The organism is Mesorhizobium sp. WSM4311 (genome assembly GCF_002295115.1).
Taxonomy (GTDB): domain Bacteria; phylum Pseudomonadota; class Alphaproteobacteria; order Rhizobiales; family Rhizobiaceae; genus Mesorhizobium.
Genome location: NZ_NSFV01000003.1, coordinates 640,473 through 664,637, shown reverse-complemented (window position 1 = coordinate 664,637; position 24,165 = coordinate 640,473). Strand labels below are relative to the sequence as shown.

General features: G+C 63.0%; 23 protein-coding genes. 13 read left to right on the top strand and 10 right to left on the bottom strand.

Features of this window, described 5'->3' with window-relative positions:
* The first annotated feature begins 271 nt into the window (after positions 1-271).
* On the top strand, positions 272-1,918 hold the full coding sequence (locus CK226_RS10735; protein ID WP_095791820.1) for a pilus assembly protein: 1,647 nt from the start codon (positions 272-274) through the stop codon (positions 1,916-1,918).
* Positions 1,919-1,963: 45 nt separating this feature from the next.
* Here the strand turns inward: CK226_RS10735 and CK226_RS10730 are convergent, their stop codons facing one another.
* Positions 1,964-3,892: an LTA synthase family protein gene (locus CK226_RS10730; protein WP_245437722.1), complete on the bottom strand. Its 1,929-nt coding sequence runs from the start codon at positions 3,890-3,892 to the stop codon at positions 1,964-1,966.
* Positions 3,893-4,170: 278 nt separating this feature from the next.
* Here CK226_RS10730 and fabD point away from each other — a divergent pair, with 278 nt between their 5' ends.
* The 4 genes from fabD (at position 4,171) to fabF (ending at position 7,648) form a co-directional block, all read left to right on the top strand.
* Positions 4,171-5,118, top strand: a complete 948-nt coding sequence (gene fabD, locus CK226_RS10725; RefSeq protein ID WP_095791818.1) for an ACP S-malonyltransferase — start codon at positions 4,171-4,173, stop codon at positions 5,116-5,118.
* Positions 5,119-5,177: 59 nt separating this feature from the next.
* Positions 5,178-5,915 (top strand): 3-oxoacyl-[acyl-carrier-protein] reductase, encoded by a 738-nt coding sequence (gene fabG / locus CK226_RS10720; protein WP_095770676.1) that lies wholly within the window; start codon positions 5,178-5,180, stop codon positions 5,913-5,915.
* Positions 5,916-6,114: 199 nt separating this feature from the next.
* Entirely contained in the window at positions 6,115-6,351 is a 237-nt protein-coding gene (locus CK226_RS10715) for an acyl carrier protein (RefSeq protein ID WP_006203723.1), read from the top strand.
* Between the two features lie 34 nt (positions 6,352-6,385).
* On the top strand, positions 6,386-7,648 hold the full coding sequence (fabF, locus tag CK226_RS10710; protein ID WP_095770675.1) for a beta-ketoacyl-ACP synthase II: 1,263 nt from the start codon (positions 6,386-6,388) through the stop codon (positions 7,646-7,648).
* Here fabF and CK226_RS35495 read toward each other — a convergent pair.
* A complete protein-coding gene (locus CK226_RS35495; protein ID WP_245437721.1) occupies positions 7,636-7,911 on the bottom strand; it encodes a hypothetical protein in 276 nt (91 codons plus the stop codon). The genes fabF and CK226_RS35495 overlap by 13 nt on opposite strands.
* Here CK226_RS35495 and mltG point away from each other — a divergent pair.
* The 3 genes from mltG (at position 7,910) to gmk (ending at position 10,756) form a co-directional block, all read left to right on the top strand.
* The gene (mltG, locus tag CK226_RS10705; RefSeq protein ID WP_245437720.1) at positions 7,910-9,031 is read left to right on the top strand and encodes an endolytic transglycosylase MltG; all 1,122 of its coding nucleotides are present in this window, start codon (positions 7,910-7,912) and stop codon (positions 9,029-9,031) included. The genes CK226_RS35495 and mltG overlap by 2 nt on opposite strands.
* A gap of 156 nt (positions 9,032-9,187) precedes the next feature.
* Positions 9,188-10,078 carry a YicC/YloC family endoribonuclease gene (locus CK226_RS10700; RefSeq protein WP_095770673.1) on the top strand — a complete coding sequence of 297 codons (891 nt, stop codon included), beginning with the start codon at positions 9,188-9,190 and terminating at the stop codon, positions 10,076-10,078.
* A 21-nt stretch (positions 10,079-10,099) separates the two neighbouring features.
* Positions 10,100-10,756 (top strand): guanylate kinase, encoded by a 657-nt coding sequence (gene gmk, locus CK226_RS10695; protein ID WP_027053294.1) that lies wholly within the window; start codon positions 10,100-10,102, stop codon positions 10,754-10,756.
* Positions 10,757-10,762: 6 nt separating this feature from the next.
* On the opposite strand, the gene CK226_RS10690 is transcribed toward gmk, so the two are convergent.
* From CK226_RS10690 to lptF, 7 genes are all read right to left on the bottom strand, one after another.
* Positions 10,763-11,056, bottom strand: coding sequence for a DUF1330 domain-containing protein (locus CK226_RS10690; protein WP_095788288.1), 294 nt, complete (start codon positions 11,054-11,056; stop codon positions 10,763-10,765).
* 67 nt (positions 11,057-11,123) lie between these two features.
* Positions 11,124-11,963: a 16S rRNA (adenine(1518)-N(6)/adenine(1519)-N(6))-dimethyltransferase RsmA gene (gene rsmA, locus CK226_RS10685; RefSeq protein ID WP_095788289.1), complete on the bottom strand. Its 840-nt coding sequence runs from the start codon at positions 11,961-11,963 to the stop codon at positions 11,124-11,126.
* Between the two features lie 25 nt (positions 11,964-11,988).
* The gene (gene pdxA / locus CK226_RS10680) at positions 11,989-13,005 is read right to left on the bottom strand and encodes a 4-hydroxythreonine-4-phosphate dehydrogenase PdxA (RefSeq protein ID WP_179301017.1); all 1,017 of its coding nucleotides are present in this window, start codon (positions 13,003-13,005) and stop codon (positions 11,989-11,991) included.
* A 13-nt stretch (positions 13,006-13,018) separates the two neighbouring features.
* Positions 13,019-13,951: a peptidylprolyl isomerase gene (locus CK226_RS10675; protein ID WP_179296325.1), complete on the bottom strand. Its 933-nt coding sequence runs from the start codon at positions 13,949-13,951 to the stop codon at positions 13,019-13,021.
* Positions 13,952-14,040: 89 nt separating this feature from the next.
* On the bottom strand, positions 14,041-16,467 hold the full coding sequence (locus CK226_RS10670; protein WP_179301016.1) for an LPS-assembly protein LptD: 2,427 nt from the start codon (positions 16,465-16,467) through the stop codon (positions 14,041-14,043).
* Positions 16,467-17,552, bottom strand: coding sequence for an LPS export ABC transporter permease LptG (gene lptG, locus CK226_RS10665; RefSeq protein ID WP_179295932.1), 1,086 nt, complete (start codon positions 17,550-17,552; stop codon positions 16,467-16,469). Before lptG ends, CK226_RS10670 begins: the two co-directional genes overlap by 1 nt.
* Positions 17,549-18,751, bottom strand: coding sequence for an LPS export ABC transporter permease LptF (lptF, locus tag CK226_RS10660; protein ID WP_095770668.1), 1,203 nt, complete (start codon positions 18,749-18,751; stop codon positions 17,549-17,551). Before lptF ends, lptG begins: the two co-directional genes overlap by 4 nt.
* 354 nt (positions 18,752-19,105) lie before the next feature.
* Here lptF and CK226_RS10655 point away from each other — a divergent pair, with 354 nt between their 5' ends.
* Both CK226_RS10655 and CK226_RS10650 read left to right on the top strand, forming a co-directional pair.
* Complete coding sequence (locus CK226_RS10655; RefSeq protein ID WP_095791866.1) at positions 19,106-20,617, top strand: leucyl aminopeptidase; 1,512 nt, start codon at positions 19,106-19,108, stop codon at positions 20,615-20,617.
* A gap of 9 nt (positions 20,618-20,626) precedes the next feature.
* Positions 20,627-21,076, top strand: coding sequence for a DNA polymerase III subunit chi (locus CK226_RS10650; protein ID WP_095770667.1), 450 nt, complete (start codon positions 20,627-20,629; stop codon positions 21,074-21,076).
* Positions 21,077-21,360: 284 nt separating this feature from the next.
* Here the strand turns inward: CK226_RS10650 and CK226_RS10645 are convergent, their stop codons facing one another.
* Positions 21,361-21,831, bottom strand: a complete 471-nt coding sequence (locus CK226_RS10645) for a carboxymuconolactone decarboxylase family protein (RefSeq protein WP_095791815.1) — start codon at positions 21,829-21,831, stop codon at positions 21,361-21,363.
* A gap of 112 nt (positions 21,832-21,943) precedes the next feature.
* Here CK226_RS10645 and CK226_RS10640 point away from each other — a divergent pair, with 112 nt between their 5' ends.
* From CK226_RS10640 to CK226_RS10630, 3 genes are all read left to right on the top strand, one after another.
* Positions 21,944-22,594, top strand: a complete 651-nt coding sequence (locus CK226_RS10640) for a TetR/AcrR family transcriptional regulator (protein ID WP_245317994.1) — start codon at positions 21,944-21,946, stop codon at positions 22,592-22,594.
* Positions 22,595-22,613: 19 nt separating this feature from the next.
* Positions 22,614-23,219, top strand: coding sequence for a hypothetical protein (locus CK226_RS10635; protein WP_095791814.1), 606 nt, complete (start codon positions 22,614-22,616; stop codon positions 23,217-23,219).
* 62 nt (positions 23,220-23,281) lie between these two features.
* Positions 23,282-24,130, top strand: coding sequence for a 23S rRNA (adenine(2030)-N(6))-methyltransferase RlmJ (locus CK226_RS10630; RefSeq protein ID WP_095791813.1), 849 nt, complete (start codon positions 23,282-23,284; stop codon positions 24,128-24,130).
* The last annotated feature ends 35 nt before the right edge of the window (positions 24,131-24,165 follow it).

Here is a 24,165-nt window from a genome sequence, read left to right as displayed (position 1 = left end):
CGTTCAGCCCCCAGCTGGGACCGGCAGATTGGCGGCGTCTATACAGCAATCCACTGATAAGGCAAGGGCAAGCGGCGGTCCCGATGTCGCAGGGCGCCGGAAAATCAGGCGGCAGCGCCGGAATGGCCTGGTGATTCCGGCAACCGGCCCTTAACCACAGTGTCAGGTTGTGCAGGGTTGAGCCTCGCCGTCAACGGTCGATTCATCATGGAAGGCGCAAAAGCCCGGGCGATCCGCGCAGAACAAGCGGCAAGCATTTCCGGGGGTAAGGATGCTTCTCAACAGATTCTGGCGCTCGAAGAGCGGCAATTTCGCACTGCTGATGGGGCTCGGCCTGCCGGCCATCCTGTCGGCCGTGGCCTTCGCGGTCGACGTGTCCACCGTCATGCGAGCCAAGAGCAACCTGCAGAATGCGCTCGACGCCGCCAATCTTGCCTCCTCGCATCTCGGCGACCTCGACATTACCCGCACCGATGCCTTCGACCGCTATTTTCAGGCCAACATCGCCGGGCATGGCGAACTCGCCAACGCGCAGGCGACGCTGACCGTCGACAGGGGCGTCAACTTCATCAAGACCAAGGCGGCTGCGTCGGCCGACGTCAATTTGAACTTCGGCTTCCTGTTCGGCCGGAACAGACACATCGCCGTCGATGCCTCGGCGGTCGAATCGAACAATCAGCTCGAAGTCGTGCTGGTGCTGGACAATACCGGCTCGATGGCCGGTGCCCGCATGACGGCGTTGAGAACGGCGACGAAGTCCCTGCTGGACACACTCGAGGCGACGAAATCGCCGACGCGCCAGATTCGCGCCTCCCTGGTTCCGTTCGTCACGGCCGTCAACGTCAATGGCGATGAATTCGACCCGTCTTGGATCGACATGGACGGCAAGTCTTCCACCAATGGCGTCAATTTCCCCGTCATCGACGGCAAGCGTCCCAATCATATGGCGCTTTTCAAGCAGCTCAAGGACACCGGATGGACCGCGGCCGGATGGAACGGCACCGGATGGAAGGGCTGTGTCGAGGCGCGGCCGGGCGCTTATAACATTTCCGATACCCCACCCGACCCGGACAAGCCCGACACGCTGTTCGTTCCGTATTTTGCGCCGGACGATCCGGAAGGTGCCCAAAAGCCGTCTAGCTCCTATGGCAATGCGGCCAAATATTACAACAATTCCTATCTCGACGACGCCAGCGACAACACCAAGGTCGCCAAGCTGAAAGGCAACCGCCTCGGTATCGATCTCAGCAGTCTGGCCGACCCTGTGCCACCGGCCGACAAGGCTGCCAAGGAAAAGGTGGCTAAATATGTTGTGCCGACCAACGAGCTCATCACCGAGACGGGTTCCCCCATCACCGTCGGCCCGAACCGCGCTTGCCCGACACCCATCGTCCCCCTGACCGACGATTTCGACAAGCTGCGCAAGGCAGCAAGCGAGATGACCGAGTGGAACGGTTCGGGCACCCATGTCTCCGAAGGCCTGTCGTGGGGCATGCGGGTGCTGTCGCCCGCCGCGCCCTACACCGATGGAGCGCCGTGGAAGACGCGCGGCATCAGCAAGATCGTGCTGTTGCTCACCGACGGCGAGAACGTTGTCTATGGCGCCAGCGAACAGCCGACAAAGTCCGACTACACATCCTATGGCTATCTGGCGGGTGGCCGTTTCGGATCGGACGATCAGACCGCCGCGGCGCGCAATGTCGACGGCTGGACCAAAAGCGTTTGCACGCAACTGAAGGACGAGGACGTGCAAATCTACACCATGGTGCTGCAATCCGACACCGCCGCCAACCGCGCGCTTTACAGTGCCTGTGCATCCGACCCGAGCGGCTACTATGCCGTCAACGACCCGGCCAAGCTGCCGGACGTTTTCCAACAGATCGCCAACAAGTTCTCAAGGCTGCAACTGACGAATTGAGTGTTCGCCCCGCCAGGTCCAGGCTGAATCCGATGGGTCGGCTGATCAACTCGTGTGGACGACGACCTTGTCGACCGTCTCGGGGAAGAAGGCGGGCGCCGCGTGGCGCTTGCCGAACATCATGTCGTACTGGATGAGCCGGAAATCGCGGATCGCCGGGTCGATCTCCTTCTGGCGCGACCAGTCGGGCGTGGCCTCGCCGGCCGGGGTCAGAAGCAGGTTGCGGTCGACGACGCGGTAGCGCTCCCGCATCTCGCCCAGGAAGCCGGTGTAGTAAGGATGGCTGATGCCGGCAGCGGTCAGGATATGATAGGGCAGGAACGCGGGGCTGACCGCACCCAGGTTCTCGACCGGACCGGAGCGGTTCGACCAGATGATCAGCGGCGTCTGATGATGTTCAAGGGCGGCTTCCGGCGTCGGTTCCTTGCGCGGCGCGACATTGTCCTTCAGGAAGCCGGTTTCGACATAGACCGGTCCCAGCGGCGGCAGATGGTCGCCGAAGAAGGCGATCACGGTGGGGCGGGAGCGTTTCTTCGCCCATTCGACAAGGCGTTCAAGGCCGCGGTCGGCGTCGGCTGAGCCCTCGGCGTAGCTGAGCAGCGACTCGCGCGCCCACTGGCTGATCGGTGCCTGCACTACGTGTGTCGGATTGTAATAGCGGTTCGGCTCGTAGGGACCGTGGTTTTGCAGGCTGACGGCAAAGAAGAACACCGGGTCGTCGCTGGCGTCGGCCTCGCTGATGATCTCATCGGTCATCGCCGCGTCGGATGCCAGCGGCCCGCGCTTTTCCATGGGCGGCAGCGTCTCTTCGGATTTGAAATCGTTGAAGCCGAAATCGGCATAGACCGCGCCACGGTTCCAGAACCAGTTGGTGCCGGGATGGATGGCGCGCGCCCGGTAGCCCTGGCTCTTCAGGAAGGTTGCGAGCGAAGGCGTCGGCGTGCGCACATATTGCTGATAGGGGATGCTGCCGGCTGGCAGGAATGCGTTGGAAAAGCCGGTCAGCGCCTCGAACTCGATGTTGGCGGTCATGCCGCCGAATTCGGGCGAGAACATCGAGCCCGAGCGCAGCGCCCGCACATTGGGGATCGGGTCGGGCGTGATGCTGACGCCGGGCAGCTTCGTCGGATCCCAGAAGGATTCACTCATGACGATGATGATGTCGGGCTTCTCGGCCGGCACCGAGACGGTCACATCCGAGCGGTCGATCGCCGCGATCGCCTTGTCCGTGTAGCCCGGCGGCGCCGAGACATGCGCCATCGGCACGTTGAGCGCGAAGGCGAGCGCAAAGCCGTTGGAGGCATAGTTTTCCTTCTGGTCCCACATGATCGGGATGATCTGCAGCCGATCCCTGGTCCAGGAGAAGGTGGCATAGTCCATGATCGAGACGAAGAAGGCGAGCATCGGCACCGCCAGCGTCAGCCGGGCAAGGCGGCCCTTGTGGCTGAGCGCTGGAACCTTGCGGCGCCACAGCCGCCAGCCATAGACGAGCAGCGACAGGCCGGCGATGATGCCGACGACCATGGCGAGCGCGGTCATCGGCCGGTCACGTACCAGAAGCGGCAGCAGCGCGAAGATCTGGCGAGCGTAGAGAAAGTCAGTCGGGTAGAGCGGATCGCCGAGATAATGCGATTTCTGATGGCCGACAAAGGCCAGCGCCAGCGTCAAGGGCGCGACGATCATCAGGCTCTGATGGCTGCGTCCCAGAACGGCGTCGAGACCGATGAGGATCAGCGCGAACACGACGATGGTGGTCCAGCCCGGCTTGAGCGGCTGCAGGAAGAAGGAAACGGTGCCGGCAACGTCACCGCGCACGATCAATTCGATCGCGAACACCAGGATGGCGGAGATCGCGAGGCTTATCAGCCCGTAACGGACGACCGGCCATCTCCGGCCGGGCAGATAGCCGGTGGACGGATCGTCTTCCAGGAATTGAGGCGCAGCTTTGCTGGCGCGTTTTGAACTCTTTGCCACTTTAACTTCCCACCCGGCGACAACCCAAGTCACGCGATTGTCATATAATTGTCACGCAAAGCTAGCGCCTGTGGCGGAAATAAGAAGAGCCAGCGAACGATTCGTGAGCGGTTTTCATCAGGTGTGATCGCCAAAAAGCCCTTTCGGAACAGGCACTCGGCCTACGGTTCGCAACTGGGGCCGGGTTGAACCGGGCTTGACTTGGCGGCCCGCCTTGCGCCACAGGCAGGGAAAATTCGTGTTATCGGCAAGTAAAACCAGTCTTCGGGAGCCCACGCATGGCCGTCGCATTCACCTTTCCGGGACAAGGCAGCCAGGCTGTCGGCATGGGCAAGGATCTCGCCGACACCTTTCCCGAGGCACGCAGGGTTTTCCAGGAAGTCGATGACGCGCTCGGCGAAAACCTGTCGAAGCTGATCTGGGAAGGTCCGGAAGAGACCTTGACGCTGACCGCCAACGCGCAGCCGGCGCTGATGGCGGTTTCGCTGGCGGCGATCAGGGCGCTGGAAGCGCACGGTTTCTCGCTGAAGGAGAAGGTCGCCTATGTCGCCGGCCATTCGCTGGGCGAATATTCGGCCCTTGCCGCCGCCGGTTTCGTTTCCGTCGCCGATGCGGCCCGGTTGCTGCGCATTCGCGGCAACGCCATGCAGGCAGCGGTACCGGCCGGCGAAGGCGCCATGGCGGCCATCATCGGACTTGAGCAGGCGGATGTCGAAGCGGCTTGCACCGAGGCCGCGCAAGGCTCCGGCCATGTCTGCCAGATCGCCAACGACAATGGCGGCGGCCAGCTGGTCATTTCCGGCGCCAAGGCCGCGGTCGAGCTAGCGGCGAAACTGTGCACCGAAAAGGGCGCCAAGCGGGCGCTGATGCTGCAGGTCTCGGCCCCCTTCCATTCGGCGCTGATGGCGCCGGCGGCCAATGTCATGCGCGACGCGCTCGCCGGTGTGACGAAGCATGCGCCGACGGTGCCAGTAGTGTCCAACGTCACGGTGACCCCGACCAGCGACCCCGACGAGGTCGCCCGGCGCCTGGTCGAGCAGATCACCGGCCGCGTGCGCTGGCGCGAAACGGTCGAATGGTTCGGCGCCAACGGCGTCACGACGCTTTACGAGATCGGCGCCGGCAAGGTGCTGTCGGGCCTGGCACGGCGCATCAACCGCGACATCGCGACATCGGCCGTCGGCACGCCGGCCGATGTCGAGGCCGCGTTGGCCGCATTCGCATAATCCACTGGCGATTTGACCCCACCCGTGTGAAGGGTGTTTTCTCAGATCAGGAGACGAAAATGTTCGAACTGACCGGCCGCAAGGCACTCGTCACCGGCGCATCGGGAGGCATCGGCGAGGCGATTGCCCGCGTGCTGCATGCGCAAGGCGCCATTGTCGGCCTGCACGGCACCCGCATCGAGAAACTGGAAACTTTGGCGGGCGAACTCGGCGATCGGGTCAAGCTGTTCCCGGCCAATCTGTCGAACCGCGATGAAGTCAAGGCGCTCGGCCAGAAGGCGGAGGCCGAACTCGAAGGCGTCGACATACTGGTCAACAATGCCGGCATCACCAAGGACGGCCTGTTCGTGCGCATGTCGGACGCCGATTGGGACTCCGTGCTCGAGGTCAACCTGACCGCCGTTTTCCGGCTGACCCGCGAACTCACCCATCCGATGATGCGCCGCCGCCATGGCCGCATCATCAACATCACCTCCGTGGTCGGCGTGACCGGCAATCCCGGCCAGGCCAATTATTGCGCCTCAAAGGCCGGCATGATCGGCTTCTCCAAATCGCTGGCGCAGGAGATCGCCACCCGCAACATCACCGTCAACTGCGTCGCCCCGGGCTTCATCGAATCGGCGATGACCGACAAGCTCAACGACAAGCAGAAGGAGGCGATCATGGCGGCGATTCCGACCCGCCGCATGGGCACGGGTGCTGAAGTGGCGTCCGCCGTCGCCTACCTCGCCTCCAACGAAGCCGGCTACGTCACCGGCCAGACCATCCATGTCAATGGCGGTATGGCCATGATTTGACGGATATGGCGGGCCTGTGAAAAGAGACCATTTCACCTTGGACCTCAGCCATTTTTCGTGTAATGCGGCCCGCAACCCGGCGGTTCGGGCAAAAACCGGTTCGTAGCCGTTGCGTTTCCGGCAGGACCATCTTTCAGCTTGATTAGCGGCATTCTGCCCGCTAACGAAGACAGACAAACAAAAGACGAGGATGCCCCAAATGAGTGACACCGCAGAGCGCGTCAAGAAGATCGTCATCGAGCACCTTGGCGTCGATGCCGACAAAGTGACGGAGCAGGCGAGCTTCATCGATGATCTGGGCGCTGACAGCCTCGACACGGTCGAACTCGTCATGGCGTTCGAAGAAGAGTTCGGCGTGGAAATTCCCGACGACGCGGCCGAGACCATCCTGACCGTCGGCGATGCCGTGAAGTACATCGACAAGGCGTCGGCCTGAAGCTTTCCGCAGTCATCACCGGGGAGGACCTGCGATGAGGCGTGTCGTCGTCACGGGCCTTGGGTTGTTGTCGCCATTCGGCATGGGCTTCGAGCACAGCTGGAAGGAACTTCTGACCGGCCGCAGCGCGGCCAAGCGCATCACCGAGTTCGAGGTGGACGATCTTGCCTGCAAGATCGCCCACGTCATTCCGCGTGGTGACGGCAGCAATGCCACCTTCAATCCCGAGGCCGTGCTCGAGCCGAAGGAATTGCGCAAGATCGGCGACTTCATCCTGTATGGGATTGCCGCCGCCGACGAAGCGCTGAAGGATTCCGGCTGGGAGCCCAAGACACACGAAGAACAATGCGCCACAGGCGTGCTCATCGGTTCTGGCATTGGCGGCATCGAGGGCATTGCCGAGAACGCGATAATCCTCAAGGAGCGCGGTCCGCGCCGCATCAGCCCCTTCTTCATCCCCGGCCAGATCATCAATCTCGTCTCCGGCCAGGTTTCGATCCGGCACGGGCTGAAAGGCCCGAACCATGCCGTGGTCACGGCCTGCTCGACCGGCGCGCACGCCATTGGCGATGCGGCCCGCCTGATCATGTGGGGCGATGCCGATGTCATGCTCGCCGGCGGCGCCGAGGCGCCGGTGACAAGGCTGTCGATCGCCGGTTTCGCCGCCTGCCGGGCGCTGTCGACCGAGCGAAATGACACGCCGCAAACGGCGTCGCGTCCCTATGACCGTGACCGCGACGGCTTCGTCATGGGCGAGGGCGCCGGTGTTGTGGTGCTGGAGGAACTCGAGCACGCCAAGGCGCGGGGCGCCAAGATTTATGCCGAGGTGACCGGCTACGGCCTTACCGGCGACGCCTATCACATCACCGCACCGGCCGAGGACGGCGATGGCGCTTTCCGTTGCATGACCGCGGCGTTGAACCGGGCCAGGCTTGCGCCCGCCGATGTCGACTACATCAACGCGCATGGCACCTCGACCATGGCCGATACGATCGAACTCGGCGCTGTCGAGCGGCTTGTCGGCAATGCCGCGTCGAAGATTTCGATGTCGTCGACCAAGTCGTCGATCGGCCATCTCCTGGGCGCGGCTGGTGCTGCCGAAGCGATCTTTTCGATCCTTGCGATCAGGGACAATGTCGCGCCGGCGACCATCAATCTCGACAAGCCGGAGCGCGAAACAGCGATCGACCTGGTGCCGAACAAGCCTCGCTCCCGCCAGATCGACGTGGCGCTCTCCAATTCCTTCGGCTTCGGCGGCACAAACGCTTCGCTTGTGTTCCAGCGCTACAATGGCTGATCGTCCGGCTGCCGGGCGATGCCTCGGCATGTCGTCAATTTTGCCATATTCGCCCCTACTCTGCCGCGGGGGATTCGTTGAGAGATCAAACGGTAGGGCGAGATGAACACAAATCCGGCGGGCAATGGAGAAGTCGGGCAACGGCCGACGAACAATACCGGACCGATCGTGCCGAAGACAGCCAGCGAAGCCTTGCGGCCGGAAGCCGGAACGCCGCCGCCGAAGCGCTCGCGCGCTTCGCGCAGCCAGGTCGTCGTGTTCATGAACTTCGTCATCTCCCTGGTGATGCTGATGGTTCTGGCCGCGGGCGCGGCGCTTTACTTCGGCAAGCAGGAGTTCACTGAACCCGGCCCCTCGGCCAATGGCGACACCTTCCTGGTCAAGCCGAACACCGGCGTCCAGGACATCGCCGACCAGCTCGAGCGCCGTGGACTGATCAGCGACGCCCGCGTCTTCCGCCTTGGCGTGCGTGCTTTCGGCAACGATTCCGCGCTCAAGGCCGGCGAATACGAGATCAAGCCCCGGGCATCCATGCGCGACATCATGGAGCTTTTGAAAAGCGGCAAGTCGGTGATGTACTCGCTGACCGTTCCGGAAGGGCTGACGGTTGAGCAGGCTCTGCAGCGTATCGCCGATGAACCCGCCTTGAGCGGCGACATGCCGGCGACAACGCCTCCCGAGGGCAGCCTTGCCACCGACACGCTGCGCTTCACGCGCGGTGCGACGCGCCAGCAGATGATCGACAAGCTGGAGGCCGACCAGAAGAAACTGGTCGACGAGGTCTGGCAGCGGCGCGCGCCGGACCTGCCACTGGCCAACATCGAGGACTTCGTCACGCTGGCCTCGATCGTCGAGAAGGAAACCGGCAAGGGTGACGAGCGTTCGCGCGTCGCCGCCGTCTTCCTCAACCGCCTGGCCAAGGGCATGCGGCTGCAATCCGACCCGACCATCATCTATGGTTTGTTCGGCGGCAAGGGAAAGCCCGCGGACCGCCCGATCTACCAGTCGGACATCCAGAAGCAGACGCCTTACAATACCTATATGATCAACGGCCTGCCGCCGACGCCCATTGCCAATCCGGGCCGCGCAGCGCTTGAGGCCGTGGCCAATCCATCGAAGACTGACGATCTCTATTTCGTCGCCGACGGCACGGGCGGTCACGTCTTTGCGGCGACGCTCGACGAACACAATGAGAACGTCGCTCGTTATCGTGCGTTGCAGAAGAAGCAGGCCGATGACGCGGCCAAGGCCGCGGCTGGCGCTGGTGCAAACGGCAATGCCGACAAGCCTGCTGCCGACAACCCTGCCGCCGACAAGCCTGCCGACGGCAGCACCGGTGGCGACAATGGCGACGCCGGCGGCGATGCGGGCGATGCCCAGTAGGCGAAGAAAAGGCGTTGCCCGGAAGGCGACAGCCTGACATTTGAAGGAACGCCACGCGTCCGATTTCGACGCACCTACGGCGTGGTTATTTTCAAGCAGCACTTGCCCTGTCCGGAAACTGGTTTCGGGGTGATGCGCCAGGGATGTGCAGGCGACATGAATTTGCAGAGCATGACCGGATTTGCGCGTGCTGTCGCCGAGCACGACGGCACCTCGATCGCCTGGGAAGTCAAATCCGTCAACGGCAAGAGCGTCGAGGTGCGGCTGCGGCTGCCGCAAGGTTTCGAGCGTCTGGAGCCGGCGGTCAGGCAAACGCTGCAGAAGCGTTTCGCCCGCGGCAATTTCCAGGCGACGCTGACCATCGGCCGCGCCGCCGGCGCGCAGGCGCAACCCGTCGTCAACGAGGCGTTTCTGAAGGACCTTGCGGGTCTCGCCAAGCGGCTGCAGGAACAGTTCGGCGTTGCTCCCGCGACCGCTGACGGCCTGCTGTCGCTGCGTGGCGTGCTCGACATTCCCGAAACCGTGGAAACCGAAGAGGCGCGCGCTGTGCTCGACACCGCCATCATGGCCGCGCTCGACGTGGCGCTGAAAGGGCTCGAACAGGCACGGCAAAGCGAGGGTGCGGCCCTGGCTTTGCTGCTGTCCGCCCACATCGACGCCATCGAGGCACTGACGCTGCGCGCGGAGGCGGATCCGTCCCGCGAGACGGCGGCGATCCGTGAACGCATAGCCGAGCAGGTCAGGCTGCTGATGGACGCGTCCGCCAATCTGGATGCGAGCCGCCTGCACATGGAGGCGGCATTCCTCGCCACCAAGGCTGATATTCGCGAAGAGATCGATCGGCTGAAAACGCATGTCGCATCTGGCCGGGCGCTGCTTGAGGGCGGCGGTGCCGTCGGCCGGAAGCTCGATTTTCTGGCACAGGAATTTAACCGCGAATCGAATACGCTGTGTTCGAAGTCGAATGCTGCGGCCGTCACCGCGATCGGACTGGAGCTGAAGGCGGTGGTCGACCAGTTTCGTGAACAGGTCCAGAATCTGGAGTAGCCGATGGTCGCCAAGGAACCGATGGTTCCCAGGGATTTGGGATCCCGCATCCGCCGCCGGGGGCTGATGCTCGTCCTGTCGTCGCCATCCGGTGCCGGCAAGTCGACGATCGCGCGCAACCTCCTGGAAAGCGATTCCAGCCTCGAATTGTCGGTCTCGGTCACCACCAGGCCGCGCCGCGGCTCGGAGATCGAGGGTGTTCACTACCATTTCCGCACGATGCGCGAGTTCGAACGGTTGCGTGATTCAGATGCGCTGCTCGAGTGGGCGGAGGTGCACGGCAATTGCTATGCGACACCGCGCGAACCCGCGGAACTGGCGCTGGCGCAGGGCCGCGACATGCTGTTCGACATCGACTGGCAAGGCGCCCAGCAGTTGAAGGAGAAGATGCGTGCCGACATCGTCTCGATCTTCATCCTGCCGCCGTCGATGAAGGAATTGAAGGCACGCCTGAAGCGCCGTGCCGAGGATCAGGAAGCGGTGATCGAGACGCGGCTGAAGAATGCCCGCAACGAGATCGAGCACTGGAAGGAATATGATTTCGTCATCGTCAATGACGATCTCGACCGCGCCTTCGCCGAGGTGCGCGGCATCGTCGTTGCCGAACGATTGCGGCGCGACCGCCGGCCCGGTCTCTTCGATTTCGTCTCGGGGCTGCTGGACGAGAAAACCGTCTGATTGGCTTCAGGCTGTCATGCCGTCGACCAGGATCAGATGGCGGCTGAGCGCGGCGTCGCGCACATCCAGCGCTGCAGCATACTCGGCGGATGCATACCAGCGCCGTGCCTGCTCAATGTCAGGAAATTCGACAACGATCAGCGGTGTGGGATGCCACTCGCCCTCCAGCGTATCCACCTGGCCGCCGCGTACGAGATAGCGCCCGCCATAGTGGGCAATGGAAGCCGCGGCACGCGAGCGGTATGTCTGGAATGCCTCGTGGTCGCGGATGGTGACATCGGAAATGATATAGGCAGGCATCTGGCTTCTCCGGCATGCTCGCCAGCCTATCTATGCCTGCATCGTCGCGATTCCAGAGCTGCCGGCGCTAAGCCGCATTGGTCAGCCGCACAAATTCCTCGACACTGAGGGTTTCGGCGCGGCGGGTCGGATCGATGCCCGCACGCTCCAGCAAGGCCTCGCCGCCGAGGCTCTTCACACTCTGCCGCAGCATCTTGCGGCGTTGGCCGAAGGCGGCTTCGGTGATACGGCCGAGTTTCTTGACGTCAGCCGGCAGGGGCGTCGCGCGCGGCTCCAGATGCACCACCGAAGAGGTGACCTTGGGCGGCGGCGTGAAGGCCTGGGGAGGCACGTCGAAGGCGATCCTGGCCTTCGTGCGCCAGCCGGCCAGCACCCCAAGCCGGCCATAGGCGTCGCTGCCGGGCTCGGCGACGATGCGCTGGGCAACCTCACGCTGGAACATCAGCGTCATCGAGGCGTAGAAGGGCGGCCAGTCCACGACCGTCAGCCACCGGACGAGCAGTTCCGTGCCGATGTTGTAGGGCAGATTGGCGACGATCCGCACCTGACCGCTGGCTCCGGCGGCCGCGGAGGCGAGGGCGGCGAAGTCGGTTTTCAGCGCATCGCCGGAAACCACCTCCAGCCGGCCGGGATAGTGAGCGGAGACTTCGGCCAATGCCGCCAAGCAGCGCTCGTCGCGCTCGATGGCGACAACCCGGCGGGCGCCGTTGGAAAGCAGCGCTCTTGTCAGGCCGCCAGGTCCCGGCCCAACCTCGATCACCGCGGTGTTTGTCAGGTCGCCCGCGCTGCGTGCGATCTTGCCGGTCAAATTGAGGTCGAGCAGGAAGTTCTGGCCAAGCGCCTTTTTCGCCTGCAGCCCATGGCGCTCGATGACATCGCGCAGCGGCGGCAGCCCGTCGATGCTCATGCGTTCGGACCCCAAACGGAATCGCTCATGCCGCCGCGGCCTTTTTGTCGGTGTCGGCGAGCGTTCTGGCGAGCTTCAATGCGGCGATCAGGCTGTCCGGTCGTGCAATGCCCCTGCCGGCGATATCGAAGGCGGTGCCATGGTCTGGCGACGTGCGGATGAAGGGCAGGCCGAGCGTGACGTTGACGGCATCGTCGAAGGCCAGCGTCTTGGCCGGGATCAACGCCTGGTCGTGATACATGCAAAGCGCTGCATCGTAGCCTGCCCGCGCCCGCGCATGGAACAGCGTGTCGGCCGCCAGGGGGCCGAAAGCATCGATGCCCTCGGCGCGCAGGATGTCGACTGCCGGCCGCACGATATGTTCGTCCTCCAGACCCATCGAACCGCCTTCGCCGGCATGCGGATTGAGGCCGGCAATGGCCAGCCTCGGCCTGGCGATGCCGAAGCGGCCGGCGAGGTCGGCCGCGGTGATGCGCGCGGTCGCGACGATCAGTTCGGTGGTCAGGGCCTTCGGCACCTCCGCCAGGGCGATGTGGATGGTGACGGGAACCGTGCGCAGGTTCGGGCCGGCCAGCATCATGACCGGCGATGCCTCGACGCCATTGTGCCGTGTTGCCAGATGCGCCAGATATTCGGTGTGGCCGGGAAAGCGGAAACCGGCATCGTAGAGCGGCTTCTTGGCGATCGGGCAGGTGACCACGGCGGCGGCGTCACCGGCAAGGCAGGCGGCGACCGCGCGATCGATCGCCTCGACGGTTCCGGCCGCGTTGGCCGGATCCGGCCGGCCGGGGCTATCGATGAACCGGGCTGCCAGTGGAACGATCGGCAAGGTGCGCGCGAAGGCCTGCGCCGCCTGTGCCGGTGTCGTCTCGACGATCGGCACCGACACGCCCAGCCGGCTTGCCCGTGAGGCGATCAGCGCCGGATCGGCCAAAAGATAAAAGGCGGGCAGGCCGACCGCCTCGCGCGCCAGGAAGGCGGCGATGGCGATTTCGGGGCCGATGCCGGACGGATCGCCGACGCTCAGCGCCAGCGCGGTCATCGCGCTCTTCACGTCAGCGCTTGACGATGCGGGCTTTCGCCTTCAGCTCGTCGACATATTTCTTGCTGAGATCGTCGGCGGCCTTGTCGTTGGAGCCTTCGCTCTGGAACACCATCTGGGCCGTCTTGTCGTCGGACACTTCGCGCGACGAGCAGATGCCGATGAACTCGACGCCGCGCTCGGTCTCGCGCGTGGTGGTTGCTCCACCGACCTTGGTCGCCTTGATCTGCTCGGCCCAGTCCGGTGGCAATTGCGGCGCCAGCACCCGGCCCAGATCGCGAACGGTGACGTCGATCAGGCCCTTGGCGAATTCGCGCGTCGTGTTGCAGCCGTTGAAGCGGGCGCGCATGGCATCGGCCTCGCGCTTGCGCTTGGCCAGCGTCGCGCTGCGTTCGGATGCCGGGACGACGAAGATGACCTGCTGCAGCATGTACTCGGTGGCGCTCGGTTTGGCACCGCCCTTGTCGAGCATGCGCCTGACCGCATCCTGCTCGGTCACGCTGCCGCCTTCACCGGAACGGTAACGCGCGCTCAAAGCCTGGTTCCAGGCCATCTGGGCGCGGATGAATTCCTTGAAATGATCCTTGCCGACGCCGGATTTTTCCATCACGCCATCAAGCTGGCCGAGCTGCATCTTGTTGTTGGTGGCAAAGCGCTGATAGGCCGCCTCGACCTGAGCGTCGCTGATGCGTATGCCAAGCCGCCTGGCTTCGGCAAGGCGCAGCGTCTGGTCGATCATTTCCTGGGCGGCATCGCCTTTCTTGCGCTGCAGCTTCAGGAAGGCGGCGCGGTGCGCGATATCGCCTGACGTGACTGGTACGTCGTTGACGACGTATTTGATCTCGCTGGCGAAAGCCGGCGGCGTCATGATCGTCATCGACACGGATGTCGCCGCCACAAGCAGCGCGAACCCTGCTGAAAAGAGGTATTTCCTCATCATTAGCATCCCAATTCTATCCCGGTTCCGCCCATTTCGTCCTCTTCCGGGTGCGCGAATCCGTGCCAGCCCTATGCGGCGAAACGATGTCTCGCCGGCTACTGGATGGAGTCGATCGCGGTGGTCGACGAGCCGAAGTCGCCGAGCGTGCGGAACGACAGGTTGAAGCCGATACTCTGCGTCACTTCCCTGGTGTTCAGGTCGCGCGACTGCGAGTACGTCATCAGATAGGTGAAGCAGGAATCGTTGTAGGCGAAGCCGACCCCATCCTTGACCAGCAGGCTTTGCTGCAGATCATAGGTCCCTGTCCCGAACACGCGCCAGTTTTCGGCAAGATGCGTGGACGCACCGAGCGTCACCTCATGCCGATCGGTCGTGAAACCGTAGAGCGGCTGGGCCTGGATGAAAGCGTACTTGGCGCTGAGCGACACCGGCAGGCCTGAATAGGCTGCCTTTACCTCGGCGCGGCGAACCTCGAAAGTCTGTTCGTCGAAGCGGCCGCTGACGGAAGCCGCGAACCCGTTCGGGCTGCTGATGCCAAACAGGCCGACATAGTCGGACTTGGTGTCCTCAAGGCCCGAATAGGCGCCGACATTGACCAGATCCGGCGCGGCGAAGGAGTTCTCGCCGCCGATCTGGTAGGATTGGCCGAAAATGGCATTGGTGCCCCAGCCGTTGATATAGGAGCCGGAGTAGCGGAAGCCGACATTGGCGCGCGAGCCGCCTTCGATGCGGTCATAACCGGAGAATTTGTCGCGTTCGAACAGGGTGGTCGCGTCGAACACCATGCTCTGGGCGTCTTCATTCGGAATGGCGAGGCCGCCGACATATTGTTCGTTCGGACGCAGGAACAGCTGCGCCATCGGCTCGACGACGTGGCTGGAGCCGCTGGCCATGGAAAACAGCAGTGGCCAACGCATCTCGAGCCCGGCGGTTGCCATGTAGCGGGCGAACGACGAACGCATATCGTCGTTGGCATTTATCAGCGGATTGTCCGCCATATGGTTGACCGCGGCGAGCGAACCCGATGACGCATTGAGATAGTCGACGTCGCCCTGCAGCGCCAGCAGCGGTGTCAGCACCAGCCCGTCGTCGGTCACGAAAGTCCGCTTCCATTCGGCCTCGGTGGTGAGGCGGCCGGATTCGCCTTCGATGCCGCGCACGCGCTGCACGGGCGTGCCGGCGTTGTAAGGAACGTTGAAAGTCTCGTCGAGATCATCGCGGCGGATGACTCGCGTATTGACATTGAGCGACAGTTGGCCGCCGGCGACCGACATGTCAGGAATATACGCGTAGTCGAGCGACGGCAGCACCCAGGGCTGCTGGCCGCTTCGCGCGGCTGCATTGTCGTTCGGCGTGTCTTCCTGCACATCGAAGTGCATGGCGCGCACGTCAAAATAGTTACGGCCGTTGAGACCAGTCAAATAAACCGACGACTGGTGGACGGCGGCGTTGTATTTGTTGATGTTGTAGGTGTTGGAGAAATTCTTGTCGGTCTGCAGCAGCACGTCCCAGCCGAAATTCCAGCGTTCGTTGATGGCGAACTGCCCCTGCGTGCCCATCATGCCGCGGAGTTTGTTGGGATCGCCCGCCGTGCCCGAATCGACGTTGCGCCCGGCGCGGTCGATGAAGGCGTCCGGATCGCGCTGCTGAATTCCGGCGATCTTCAAACTGTATTGGCCATTGTTGAAGCGCTGGCGCCACTCGGCCTCGCCGAGGAAACCCTGCTTGGTATAACCGCTTCCCGACACCGTCAGGTCATATGTCGGCGAAAGCGCGAAATAATAGGGAACCTTGACGCTGTATCCCAGATGGCTGTTGTAGCTGATGCCCGGGATCAGGAAGCCGCTCTTGCGCTTCACCGTCGGGTCGGCGATCTCGAAAGCCGGCAGGTAGGCGAGCGGAAAGCCGAAGAATTCGAAATTCGCATTCTCGAAGCGAACCGTCTTCTTCTCGCCATTCCAGATGATCTTCCTGGCTTTCACGCGCCAGGTCGGAGCCTTGTCTGGCTTGTCTTCGCACGGTTCGCAGGCGGTATAGACGCCATTGTGGAAGGTGGTCAGCACGCCGCCCATGCGCTCGGCGCTTTCAGCGGCGAAATAGGCCTTGTCGATGGTTTCGACGCGCAGCGCGTTGACGAAACCGTCGGCGAAATCGTCGGTGATATCGATATGCTGCGAATTGATCTTGGTGCCGTCGCTGTTGACGATTTCAACATTGCCGGTGGCAACCATCCGCTTGGTGTTGCGGTCGTATATGACCTTCTGGGCGACGAGGCGGTTGCCGCCATAGTCGATCTGCACACCACCGACGGCGGTCACCGTCTGGTTGTCGTTGTTGTAGACCAGCGTGTCGGCCGCCAGCAACATCTGCGAGCCGGACGGAACATTGGTCGCCATCTTGCCGACTTCCTGCGCGAACGCGGGCAACGGCACGGCGCAGGCAAGCAGGCACGCCAAGGCGCTCGCCGCATAAAGGCGCGCCAAATGGGCCTGCCTGCTGCTGGGCAAGAACGCCTCCCTCACTAGCCGTCTTCCTTGTATAGCAGGAAAGTCACCCCGAAGAACATAGCTACCACGACTGGCACCGAGGCGGCTATGGCAGTCGGCACGAACCCCGCCACGCCGAATGCCTTCACCAGCACCGAAACGACATAAAGCAGAAACCCGGCAACGACGCCACCCAGAATCATCGTTGCCGATTGTCCCATCCTCGCAAATCGCATTGAAACTGTTGCCGCAATCAGCGTCATGGCGACGAGGAGGAACGGCAACGCCACCAGCGAATCAAACTGCATGGCAAACGCATTTGCCTTGAGGCCGAAGGAACGGGCAACCTCGATTTTTCCGGGCAGGTCGTAGAACGGGATGGTCTCCGGGCGCGCCAGCCGCTCCTGCACGAATTCAGGCTTCAGATTGGTCGGCACACGATCGCTTGCAGCGGGCTGGATGATGCCGTTCCTGAAGGTCTTCACATCCTGCAGTTCCCAATATCCGTCCCGCAGATAAGCGCGCGCGGCGTCCTTGCGCTCGACGATGTTGCCTTGCTGGTCGAGGACGAAAAAGACGGCGTCGGCCATCTCCATGCCTTGGTCGAGGATGGCCCGTGCGCCGATGATGGTGTCGCCGGTGCTGGTCTTCTGACGAATCCAGGGGGCGGCGTCGGCCGAAACCGTATTTGATTTGCCGGAGCGCAACTGGGTTTCGATCTGTTCGGACAAGGAGAAGGCGTGCGCGGCAAGCGGGTTGATGAGCCCGACCGACACAAGACCGAACAGCAACGCGCCGATGCAGCATGGCAAAAGGAATTGCCAGGCGGAAACACCGGCGGACCGCGCGATGACCAGTTCGTAGCGGCGGTTGAGCGAAACCAGTGTCGCCATCGCCGAGAACAGGCCGACAAACGGCACGGTCTGCAGCATGATCATCGGCATGCGAAGGCCTGAAATGGCCACCGCCGTTCCGTAGGTGAAGCCGGGCAGGCCGGTGGTGCGGCCGGACAGCTCGGTGAAATCGATCAGGAACACCAGCGCCAGCAGGCCCAGGAAGAACCAGATCGTGATCGTCACGTAGCGGAAGAAGAAATAACGACCCAGCGTCCAGCCCATCAGCCGATCCCCTGACCTGAGGTGCCGCGCCTGGACCAGCGCAGTTTGAGGGCGTTCCAGCCGTCGCCGACGCGGCTGGCCAGATTTGTCATCCAGTCCGCCCAGGCCACCGGCAGTTCCATGGTCCGGTTGGAGACGATGAACCAGATCGCCACCGCGGAAGCCACTATGGGCACGCCATAGACCATGTAGGCATATTCCGGCACTTCATCGGCTTTGCTCGCGGCAAAGAAACCCAGCCAGCGCACGAAGAGGGATATGGTGATGGCCGTGATCAAAGGATTGACGCGTGCCTCGCGATGCGAGCGCGCGTCCCCGGCGACCGCCAGCGCGATCAGCGCGAACACCATGGAATACAGCCATTCCGAAAATCGTTGGTCGATCTCGGCCCGGTATTGCTGAGGGGTCTGCTGGAAATTCTTGTCGTTGGGACTTGGATTGAGCAGATACTGGGTGGTCTGGTCCTTCGGCATCAGCGTCACTTCGGAGGCCGCCGCCATGAAGGCCGACATGTCGAAAGCGTAGGAGGTGAATCGGATGACACTGAGGTCGCCGGTCAGCGTTTTGCGGTGGATGACGCCGTCATTCATCATCAGCACCTTTTCGCCGCCCCGTTCGACGACGCTGCCGGTCTTGGCATAATACACGAGATTGACGCCTTCCTCGCGCGAATCGGCGACGAAGATACCGCCCAGCCGATTGTCCGGAAGCCGCTCGCCGATCTGCAGGAACAGCCCGTCCTCGATCTTGCGGAATGTGCCCTCCTGGATGATCAGCGACAACAGATCGGCGCGCGATTGCGCCACCAAAGCGCGGTTCTTCTGCCGTGCGTAAGGGTCTATGCCGTTGTCGACCGCAAAGGAAAATACGCTCGCCGCGAGGGCCAGAAGCATGATTGGCCGCACGATCGTCCAGCGCGATGCGCCGGCGGCGTTGACGACGGCGAGTTCGGAATCCGAATTCATGACACTGAGTGTCTGTGCGACCGCCACCACCAGCGCGAAAGGCACGACGATCGGAACGATCGAGGGAAGAATGAGCGCGGCGACCTCGAAGAAGGTCAGCGACGACTGGCCGCTGTCGGTAACCAGGTCGATCTTGGCCAGCACCTGCGTGGTCCACACGATGGCCAGCGTCCAGACCAGCGCTGCCAGAAAGACCACGAAAGTGCGGCGCATGATGTAGCGTTCAACGACCTTCATGAAGGCTTTACTCGATTTTCTCGAACGGCATCATGCCACCACGCTAAGGGTAGCTGCACGGCGACGCCCGCACAACTGGCTCCGATGGGCTCGATCAGGCAGGCGATCCGGTTCCCGTCCCACGTCGCTGCCGCAATGGATCGGAGTGTCGGAGGGAATGGATAAGAAAGGACGAACATCGATGGTTAACAACAGGTTGCGGCATGAAGCGGGGCCGTGCCGCGACGAATCGCCATCGATTCCAACTGTCATATGGGTAGCCATTTTGGCAAAGTCTTGCCAAATGCCGGAAAACGACCAAATGTCGCGGATCGCTTCAAACGCTTCGCGCGCCATCCCCGAAAGCAGGACATGATGAACCCGAGACCATCAATCGCCTTTGCGAAATTCGCCGCGCCGCAGACGGTGGCGAACAGGAAGGGCACGGTCTTCGTGCTGTCGGCGGATGACGGCGGCCTGAGCGATGCGGCCAGGGCTTACGATCCCGGCAAGACACTGGAACGGGCCTTCCCGGTGGCCGAATTCACCGGCAAGTTCGCCGGCGTCGTCGAGATACTGGCGCCGGAAGGAGCGTCGCTCGACAGGTTGGTCGCGATCGGCGCGGGCAAGGCGGCGGGGCTCGATGAATATGCCTGGCTGAAACTTGGTGGCATCGTTGCGGCGTCGCTGCGCAAGGCAACCGACGTTGCCGTGGTGCTCGACCTGGTCGGCGCTTCGATTGATGGCAAGGACGCCGCCAACCTTGCGGCGGGCATCCTCCTGCGCAGCTATTCCTTCGACAAATACAAGACCAGTAAGGACAAGGATGACGCGAAGGCCGATCCGAAGAAGCCGGTCAAGATAACCATCCACACCGCCGACCCGGCAGGCGCCAAGAAGGCCTTCGCCGATGCCGGGGCGGTGATCGACGGCGTGCTTCTGGCGCGCGACCTTGTCAACGAACCGGCAAATATACTGGGACCGGTCGAGTTCGCGGCCCGCGCCAAGGAACTGGAGACGCTCGGCGTCAAGGTCGAGATCCTGACCGAGAAGGAGATGAAGAAGCTCGGCATGGGCTCGCTGCTCGGTGTCGCGCAAGGCTCGCCCCGCGGCGCGCGCATGGCCGTCATGCAGTGGAACGGCGGCAAACCCAAAGACAGTCCGATCGCCTTCGTCGGCAAGGGCGTCACTTTCGACACCGGCGGCAATTCGATGAAGCCGGCTTCGGGCATGGAGGACATGAAGGGCGATATGGGTGGCGCTGCCGCCGTGACCGGCCTCATGCATGCGCTGGCCGCGCGCAAGGCAAAGGCCAATGTCGTCGGCATTATCGGCCTGGTCGAAAACGCCGTCGATGGCCATGCCCAGCGTCCCGGCGACATCGTCACCTCGATGTCGGGCCAGACCATCGAGGTGCTCAACACAGACGCCGAGGGGCGTCTCGTGCTGGCCGACGCGCTGTGGTACTGCAACGACCGCTTCCAGCCGGAATTCATGGTCAATCTGGCGACGCTGACCGGCGCCATCATGGTCGCGCTCGGCTTGCACTATGCCGGCCTGTTCTCCAACAATGACGAATTGGCGCAGAGGCTTGCGGCGGCAGGGCAGGCGACGCAGGAGCGGCTGTGGCGCATGCCGCTCGGCGCCGAATACGACAAGCTGATCGATTCCAAGAACGCCGACATGAAGAACATTGGCGGCCGCTATGGCGGCGCCATCATCGCGGCGCAATTCCTGCAGCGTTTCGTCAAGGACACGCCCTGGGCGCATCTCGACATTGCCGGCACCGCCATGGGCTCGCCGTCGAACGAGATCAACCAGTCCTGGGGCTCGGGCTTCGGCGTGCGGCTGCTCGACCGGCTGGTGCGCGATCACTATGAGAGCTGACCCGGATCCATGGCCGACGTGCTGTTCTACCATCTGACCGAATCGACCCTGGAGGAGGCGCTGCCAGGCCTGCTCGAGCGCAGCGTCGATCGTGGCTGGCGCGCCGTGGTACAGACCGGTACCGAGGAACGGCGCGACGCGCTCGACCAGCATCTGTGGACCTTCCGCGATGATTCTTTCCTGGCGCACGCGACCGATCGCGAGGCTTATCCCGACGAGCAGCCTATTCTGTTGACCACCGGCGACGGCAATCCCAACGAGGCCAAGATAAGGTTCCTGGTCGACGGCGCCGTGCCGCCCGACCTTGGCGGGTATGAGCGCGCCGTGTTCCTGTTCGATGGCCATGACACCGCCCAGGTCGAGGCGGCGAGGGGGCATTGGAAGACGATGAAGGACGCGGGCCATGCCGTGACCTACTGGCAGCAGACTTCGGACCGCCGCTGGGAGCGCAAGGCTTGATGCTGCAGGGAACAAAGGCCCAAGCGCGCCGCATAAACCCGTATCGATGCGGCGCGCCTTCTGCGATCTGACGCTGCTCTCGTGCCTTGATTGGCCCCTCATTCGCATGGCGGTCATTTTTTCGGGAAAAGCGCCAGCGTCCATTCGATGCCGTAACATCGTATGCGCACAGCGGCACATCGGCACAACCGGTCTGGGGGCACTGCAAAACGGTCGCTTAATCCTTTGTCGATTGGGCATGGATCGACCTGGAAGCGGTCGACCGCTTCCAGGTCGAAAATAGCCTACTGCCCGCCCATTTCCTTCTTGAATGTGTCGAAATCGACCTGCATGCCGTTGAAGATGGTGCTCCAATGGCGGGTCAGCGCGGCCATTGCCACGGCTTCCTGGATCTCCTCGTCGGTAGCGCCGGCGCGCTTGGCGTCCTGCGTATCCGACCAGATGCAATAGTTGCATGGGATCTGCGCCGCCACCGCAAGCGAGATCAGCGATTTGACCTTTGGCGGCAGTGCCGTCTTGTCGCTGAGCTCGATGGCCTTGACCTCGGCCCAGGCGCCGGGCAGACCGGCCTTCGGAAACTGCTTCACGAAACTCGGTACGCCGCCCATGGTCGACTGGATATCCTTGAGGGTAGCATCATAGTCGTCGGCATAGGCAGGTGCCGCGACCAGGGCCAGCGCACAGCCGGCGGCAGCGAGCAGGCAGCCGTGGTGTATCGATGAAAGCACGGATGAAAGAATGCGATAATTGGACATGACATTCTCCTCTGGTCTTTGTTAGCCTTACGATGTAAGGTGATGCGGAAAATGAACCTTACAGTGTAAGCTGTCAAGCGGCGCGATGGACACGTCAATCAAAAAAAAGCGAGTGCGCGGACGCCTGTCGCGCGAAATGATCGAGGACGCGGCCTTCGAGGTGATCGAGAAGGAGGGACTCGCCGGCTTTTCGATGCGCAAGCTGGCGGCGGTACTCGGCTGCGAGGCGATGAGCATCTACCACCATTTTCCTTCGGTGGCGCATTTGCACGAAGCGCTGGTCGACCGGCTGGTCGGTGCTCTTGAAATGCCGGATGCCGACCTTCCGTGGCGGCAAAGAATGCGCATCGCCATCGAGGATTTTCGCCGTATCGGCCGCGACCATCCCGCCTATGCCACCTTTTTAGTTACCTACCGGATGAACTCGCCGGTCTGCCTTGCCTGGCTGAACGGCATTCTTGGTCTGTTCAGGGATGGCGGCTTCGACACCGAACTCAGCGCGCGGCTGTTTCGCGCCGTCGGCTACTATCTGATGGGTGCCGTGCTGGATGAGAATGCGGGCTATGCCAAAGGTCCGTCGGCGGTGAACACGGTCAGCGACGAGCAACTGGCCCGGGATTTTCCCGACGTCATGGCCGCCGGCCGCTTTTTCGGTACCGCCGAATTCGACAAGACATTCGAGCTTGGCCTCGACATGCTGCTGGACGAGATGGAACGCCTGCGCGACGGTGCCGGCGCTGGCCAGTTGTCCGGCAAGGCGTGAATACGAGGTGAGTGTCTGAATGCGCTTTCTGTTTGTCCTGATCCTGCTCGCCGGCACCGGCGTGGGCTTCATCTATCCCTGGGCGATGACCAATTTTTCCGGCCGCGAGATCGGCACCTGGCGGGTCTATGAGCAAGGCCGCTTCAAGCCGTTGAGCGTGTCGCTCTCAAGCCGCGACGCGCCGGTCCGCGTCCTGGTCGACCTCACCGCGCGGGCCGAACGCATCGTTTCGCAGCAGCGCACGGTGTTGACGCTGACCGCCGGCACCAATGGCCGCACGGTGCTTGCCTCGACGTTGCAGTTCAACCATGTCGACAATCCGCGCCAGGCCAGCCCGCAGCTGCCCGACAAGATCTTTCGCGACGACGCAGGCGTCATCGCAAGCGTCAATTCCGGTTCATACCTTTTCACCGTCGGTCCGGGCGACGCCGAGGACATACCGATGCGGGCCGTCGATCTCATCCTGCGCTCCGGTGTCGGCGAAACCGACCGGCGTGCGCGGCCGGTCGGCTTCGCCCTGATGGCGGCCGGCTTGATCGGCTTATTGTTGTCCCTGCGTTCCGGCGGCGGCCGGCCGAGCAATCCGAACTCGCAACCACCGCCGCCGCGTTGGGGCAGGGGTTGACGGATGTCGCCCAAAAGTGTGCAGCGGTTTTGGGGTAACGACATGCGTAACGGCAACAGATCATGAACTACCGCCACGCCTACCACGCCGGAAATTTCGCCGATGTCGTCAAGCACGTCGTGCTGACGCTTCTGCTTGACTATCTCAAGCAGAAGGACAAGGCATTTCGCGTCGTCGACACCCATGCCGGCATTGGCCGTTACGATCTATCCTCGGTCGAGGCACAGAAGACCGGCGAGTGGCTGGGCGGCATCGGCAGGCTGATGGATGCCTCGTTCGATACCAGGGCGGGCGCGCTGCTGGCGCCCTATCTGGACGCGGTGCAGTCGCTCAATCCCGGGGACAGCGTGAAGAACTATCCGGGCTCGCCGCTGCTCGCACGCCATCTCCTGCGCAAGCAGGACCGGTTGTCGGCGATCGAACTGCACCCGAAGGACGCCGCCAGGCTGAAGGCGGAATTCGCCGGCGACTTCCAGGTGCGGGTGATGGAACTTGATGGCTGGCTGGCGCTCGGAGCGCATCTGCCGCCGAAGGAGAAGCGCGGCCTTGTGCTTATCGATCCGCCCTTCGAGGAGGAGGGCGAGTTCGGCCGCCTCGTGGATGGGCTCATAAGGGCACACAGGCGCTGGCCTGGCGGCATCTATGCGCTGTGGTATCCGATCAAGGACCGCAAGGCGGTGATTGCCTTCAGGAAGGCACTGAAGCAATCCGGCATCCCGAAAATCCTCGACATAGAATTCGAGATCAGGCCGGCCTCTTTGGAACCCAGCCTCGATGGCAGCGGCATGGTGGTGGTCAACCCGCCCTTTACGCTGGAAGGCGAATTGCGAACCGTGCTGCCGGCCCTGCACAAATTGCTTGCCGTGGAAAAGCCGGCGCACTGGTCGCTGGAATGGCTGGCTGGAGAGTAGGCTGCCTTGGCTTTCGACCTCGTCGGGCGGCGCTG

What these genes read in the sequence shown, in the direction of transcription:
- CK226_RS10675 (WP_179296325.1), bottom strand. Translation starts at nt 13,951, where the DNA reads ATGCTAATGATGAGGAAATACCTCTTTTCAGCAGGGTTCGCGCTGCTT.
- lptF (WP_095770668.1), bottom strand. Translation starts at nt 18,751, where the DNA reads ATGAAGGTCGTTGAACGCTACATCATGCGCCGCACTTTCGTGGTCTTT.
- CK226_RS10630 (WP_095791813.1), top strand. Translation starts at nt 23,282, where the DNA reads ATGAACTACCGCCACGCCTACCACGCCGGAAATTTCGCCGATGTCGTC.
- rsmA (WP_095788289.1), bottom strand. Translation starts at nt 11,963, where the DNA reads ATGAGCATCGACGGGCTGCCGCCGCTGCGCGATGTCATCGAGCGCCAT.
- CK226_RS10690 (WP_095788288.1), bottom strand. Translation starts at nt 11,056, where the DNA reads ATGCCTGCCTATATCATTTCCGATGTCACCATCCGCGACCACGAGGCA.
- CK226_RS10715 (WP_006203723.1), top strand. Translation starts at nt 6,115, where the DNA reads ATGAGTGACACCGCAGAGCGCGTCAAGAAGATCGTCATCGAGCACCTT.
- CK226_RS10650 (WP_095770667.1), top strand. Translation starts at nt 20,627, where the DNA reads ATGGCCGACGTGCTGTTCTACCATCTGACCGAATCGACCCTGGAGGAG.
- mltG (WP_245437720.1), top strand. Translation starts at nt 7,910, where the DNA reads ATGAACTTCGTCATCTCCCTGGTGATGCTGATGGTTCTGGCCGCGGGC.
- CK226_RS10635 (WP_095791814.1), top strand. Translation starts at nt 22,614, where the DNA reads ATGCGCTTTCTGTTTGTCCTGATCCTGCTCGCCGGCACCGGCGTGGGC.
- CK226_RS10645 (WP_095791815.1), bottom strand. Translation starts at nt 21,831, where the DNA reads ATGTCCAATTATCGCATTCTTTCATCCGTGCTTTCATCGATACACCAC.
- CK226_RS10735 (WP_095791820.1), top strand. Translation starts at nt 272, where the DNA reads ATGCTTCTCAACAGATTCTGGCGCTCGAAGAGCGGCAATTTCGCACTG.
- fabF (WP_095770675.1), top strand. Translation starts at nt 6,386, where the DNA reads ATGAGGCGTGTCGTCGTCACGGGCCTTGGGTTGTTGTCGCCATTCGGC.
- CK226_RS10700 (WP_095770673.1), top strand. Translation starts at nt 9,188, where the DNA reads ATGAATTTGCAGAGCATGACCGGATTTGCGCGTGCTGTCGCCGAGCAC.
- CK226_RS35495 (WP_245437721.1), bottom strand. Translation starts at nt 7,911, where the DNA reads ATGAACACGACGACCTGGCTGCGCGAAGCGCGCGAGCGCTTCGGCGGC.
- gmk (WP_027053294.1), top strand. Translation starts at nt 10,100, where the DNA reads ATGGTTCCCAGGGATTTGGGATCCCGCATCCGCCGCCGGGGGCTGATG.
- fabD (WP_095791818.1), top strand. Translation starts at nt 4,171, where the DNA reads ATGGCCGTCGCATTCACCTTTCCGGGACAAGGCAGCCAGGCTGTCGGC.
- pdxA (WP_179301017.1), bottom strand. Translation starts at nt 13,005, where the DNA reads ATGACCGCGCTGGCGCTGAGCGTCGGCGATCCGTCCGGCATCGGCCCC.
- fabG (WP_095770676.1), top strand. Translation starts at nt 5,178, where the DNA reads ATGTTCGAACTGACCGGCCGCAAGGCACTCGTCACCGGCGCATCGGGA.
- CK226_RS10655 (WP_095791866.1), top strand. Translation starts at nt 19,106, where the DNA reads ATGAACCCGAGACCATCAATCGCCTTTGCGAAATTCGCCGCGCCGCAG.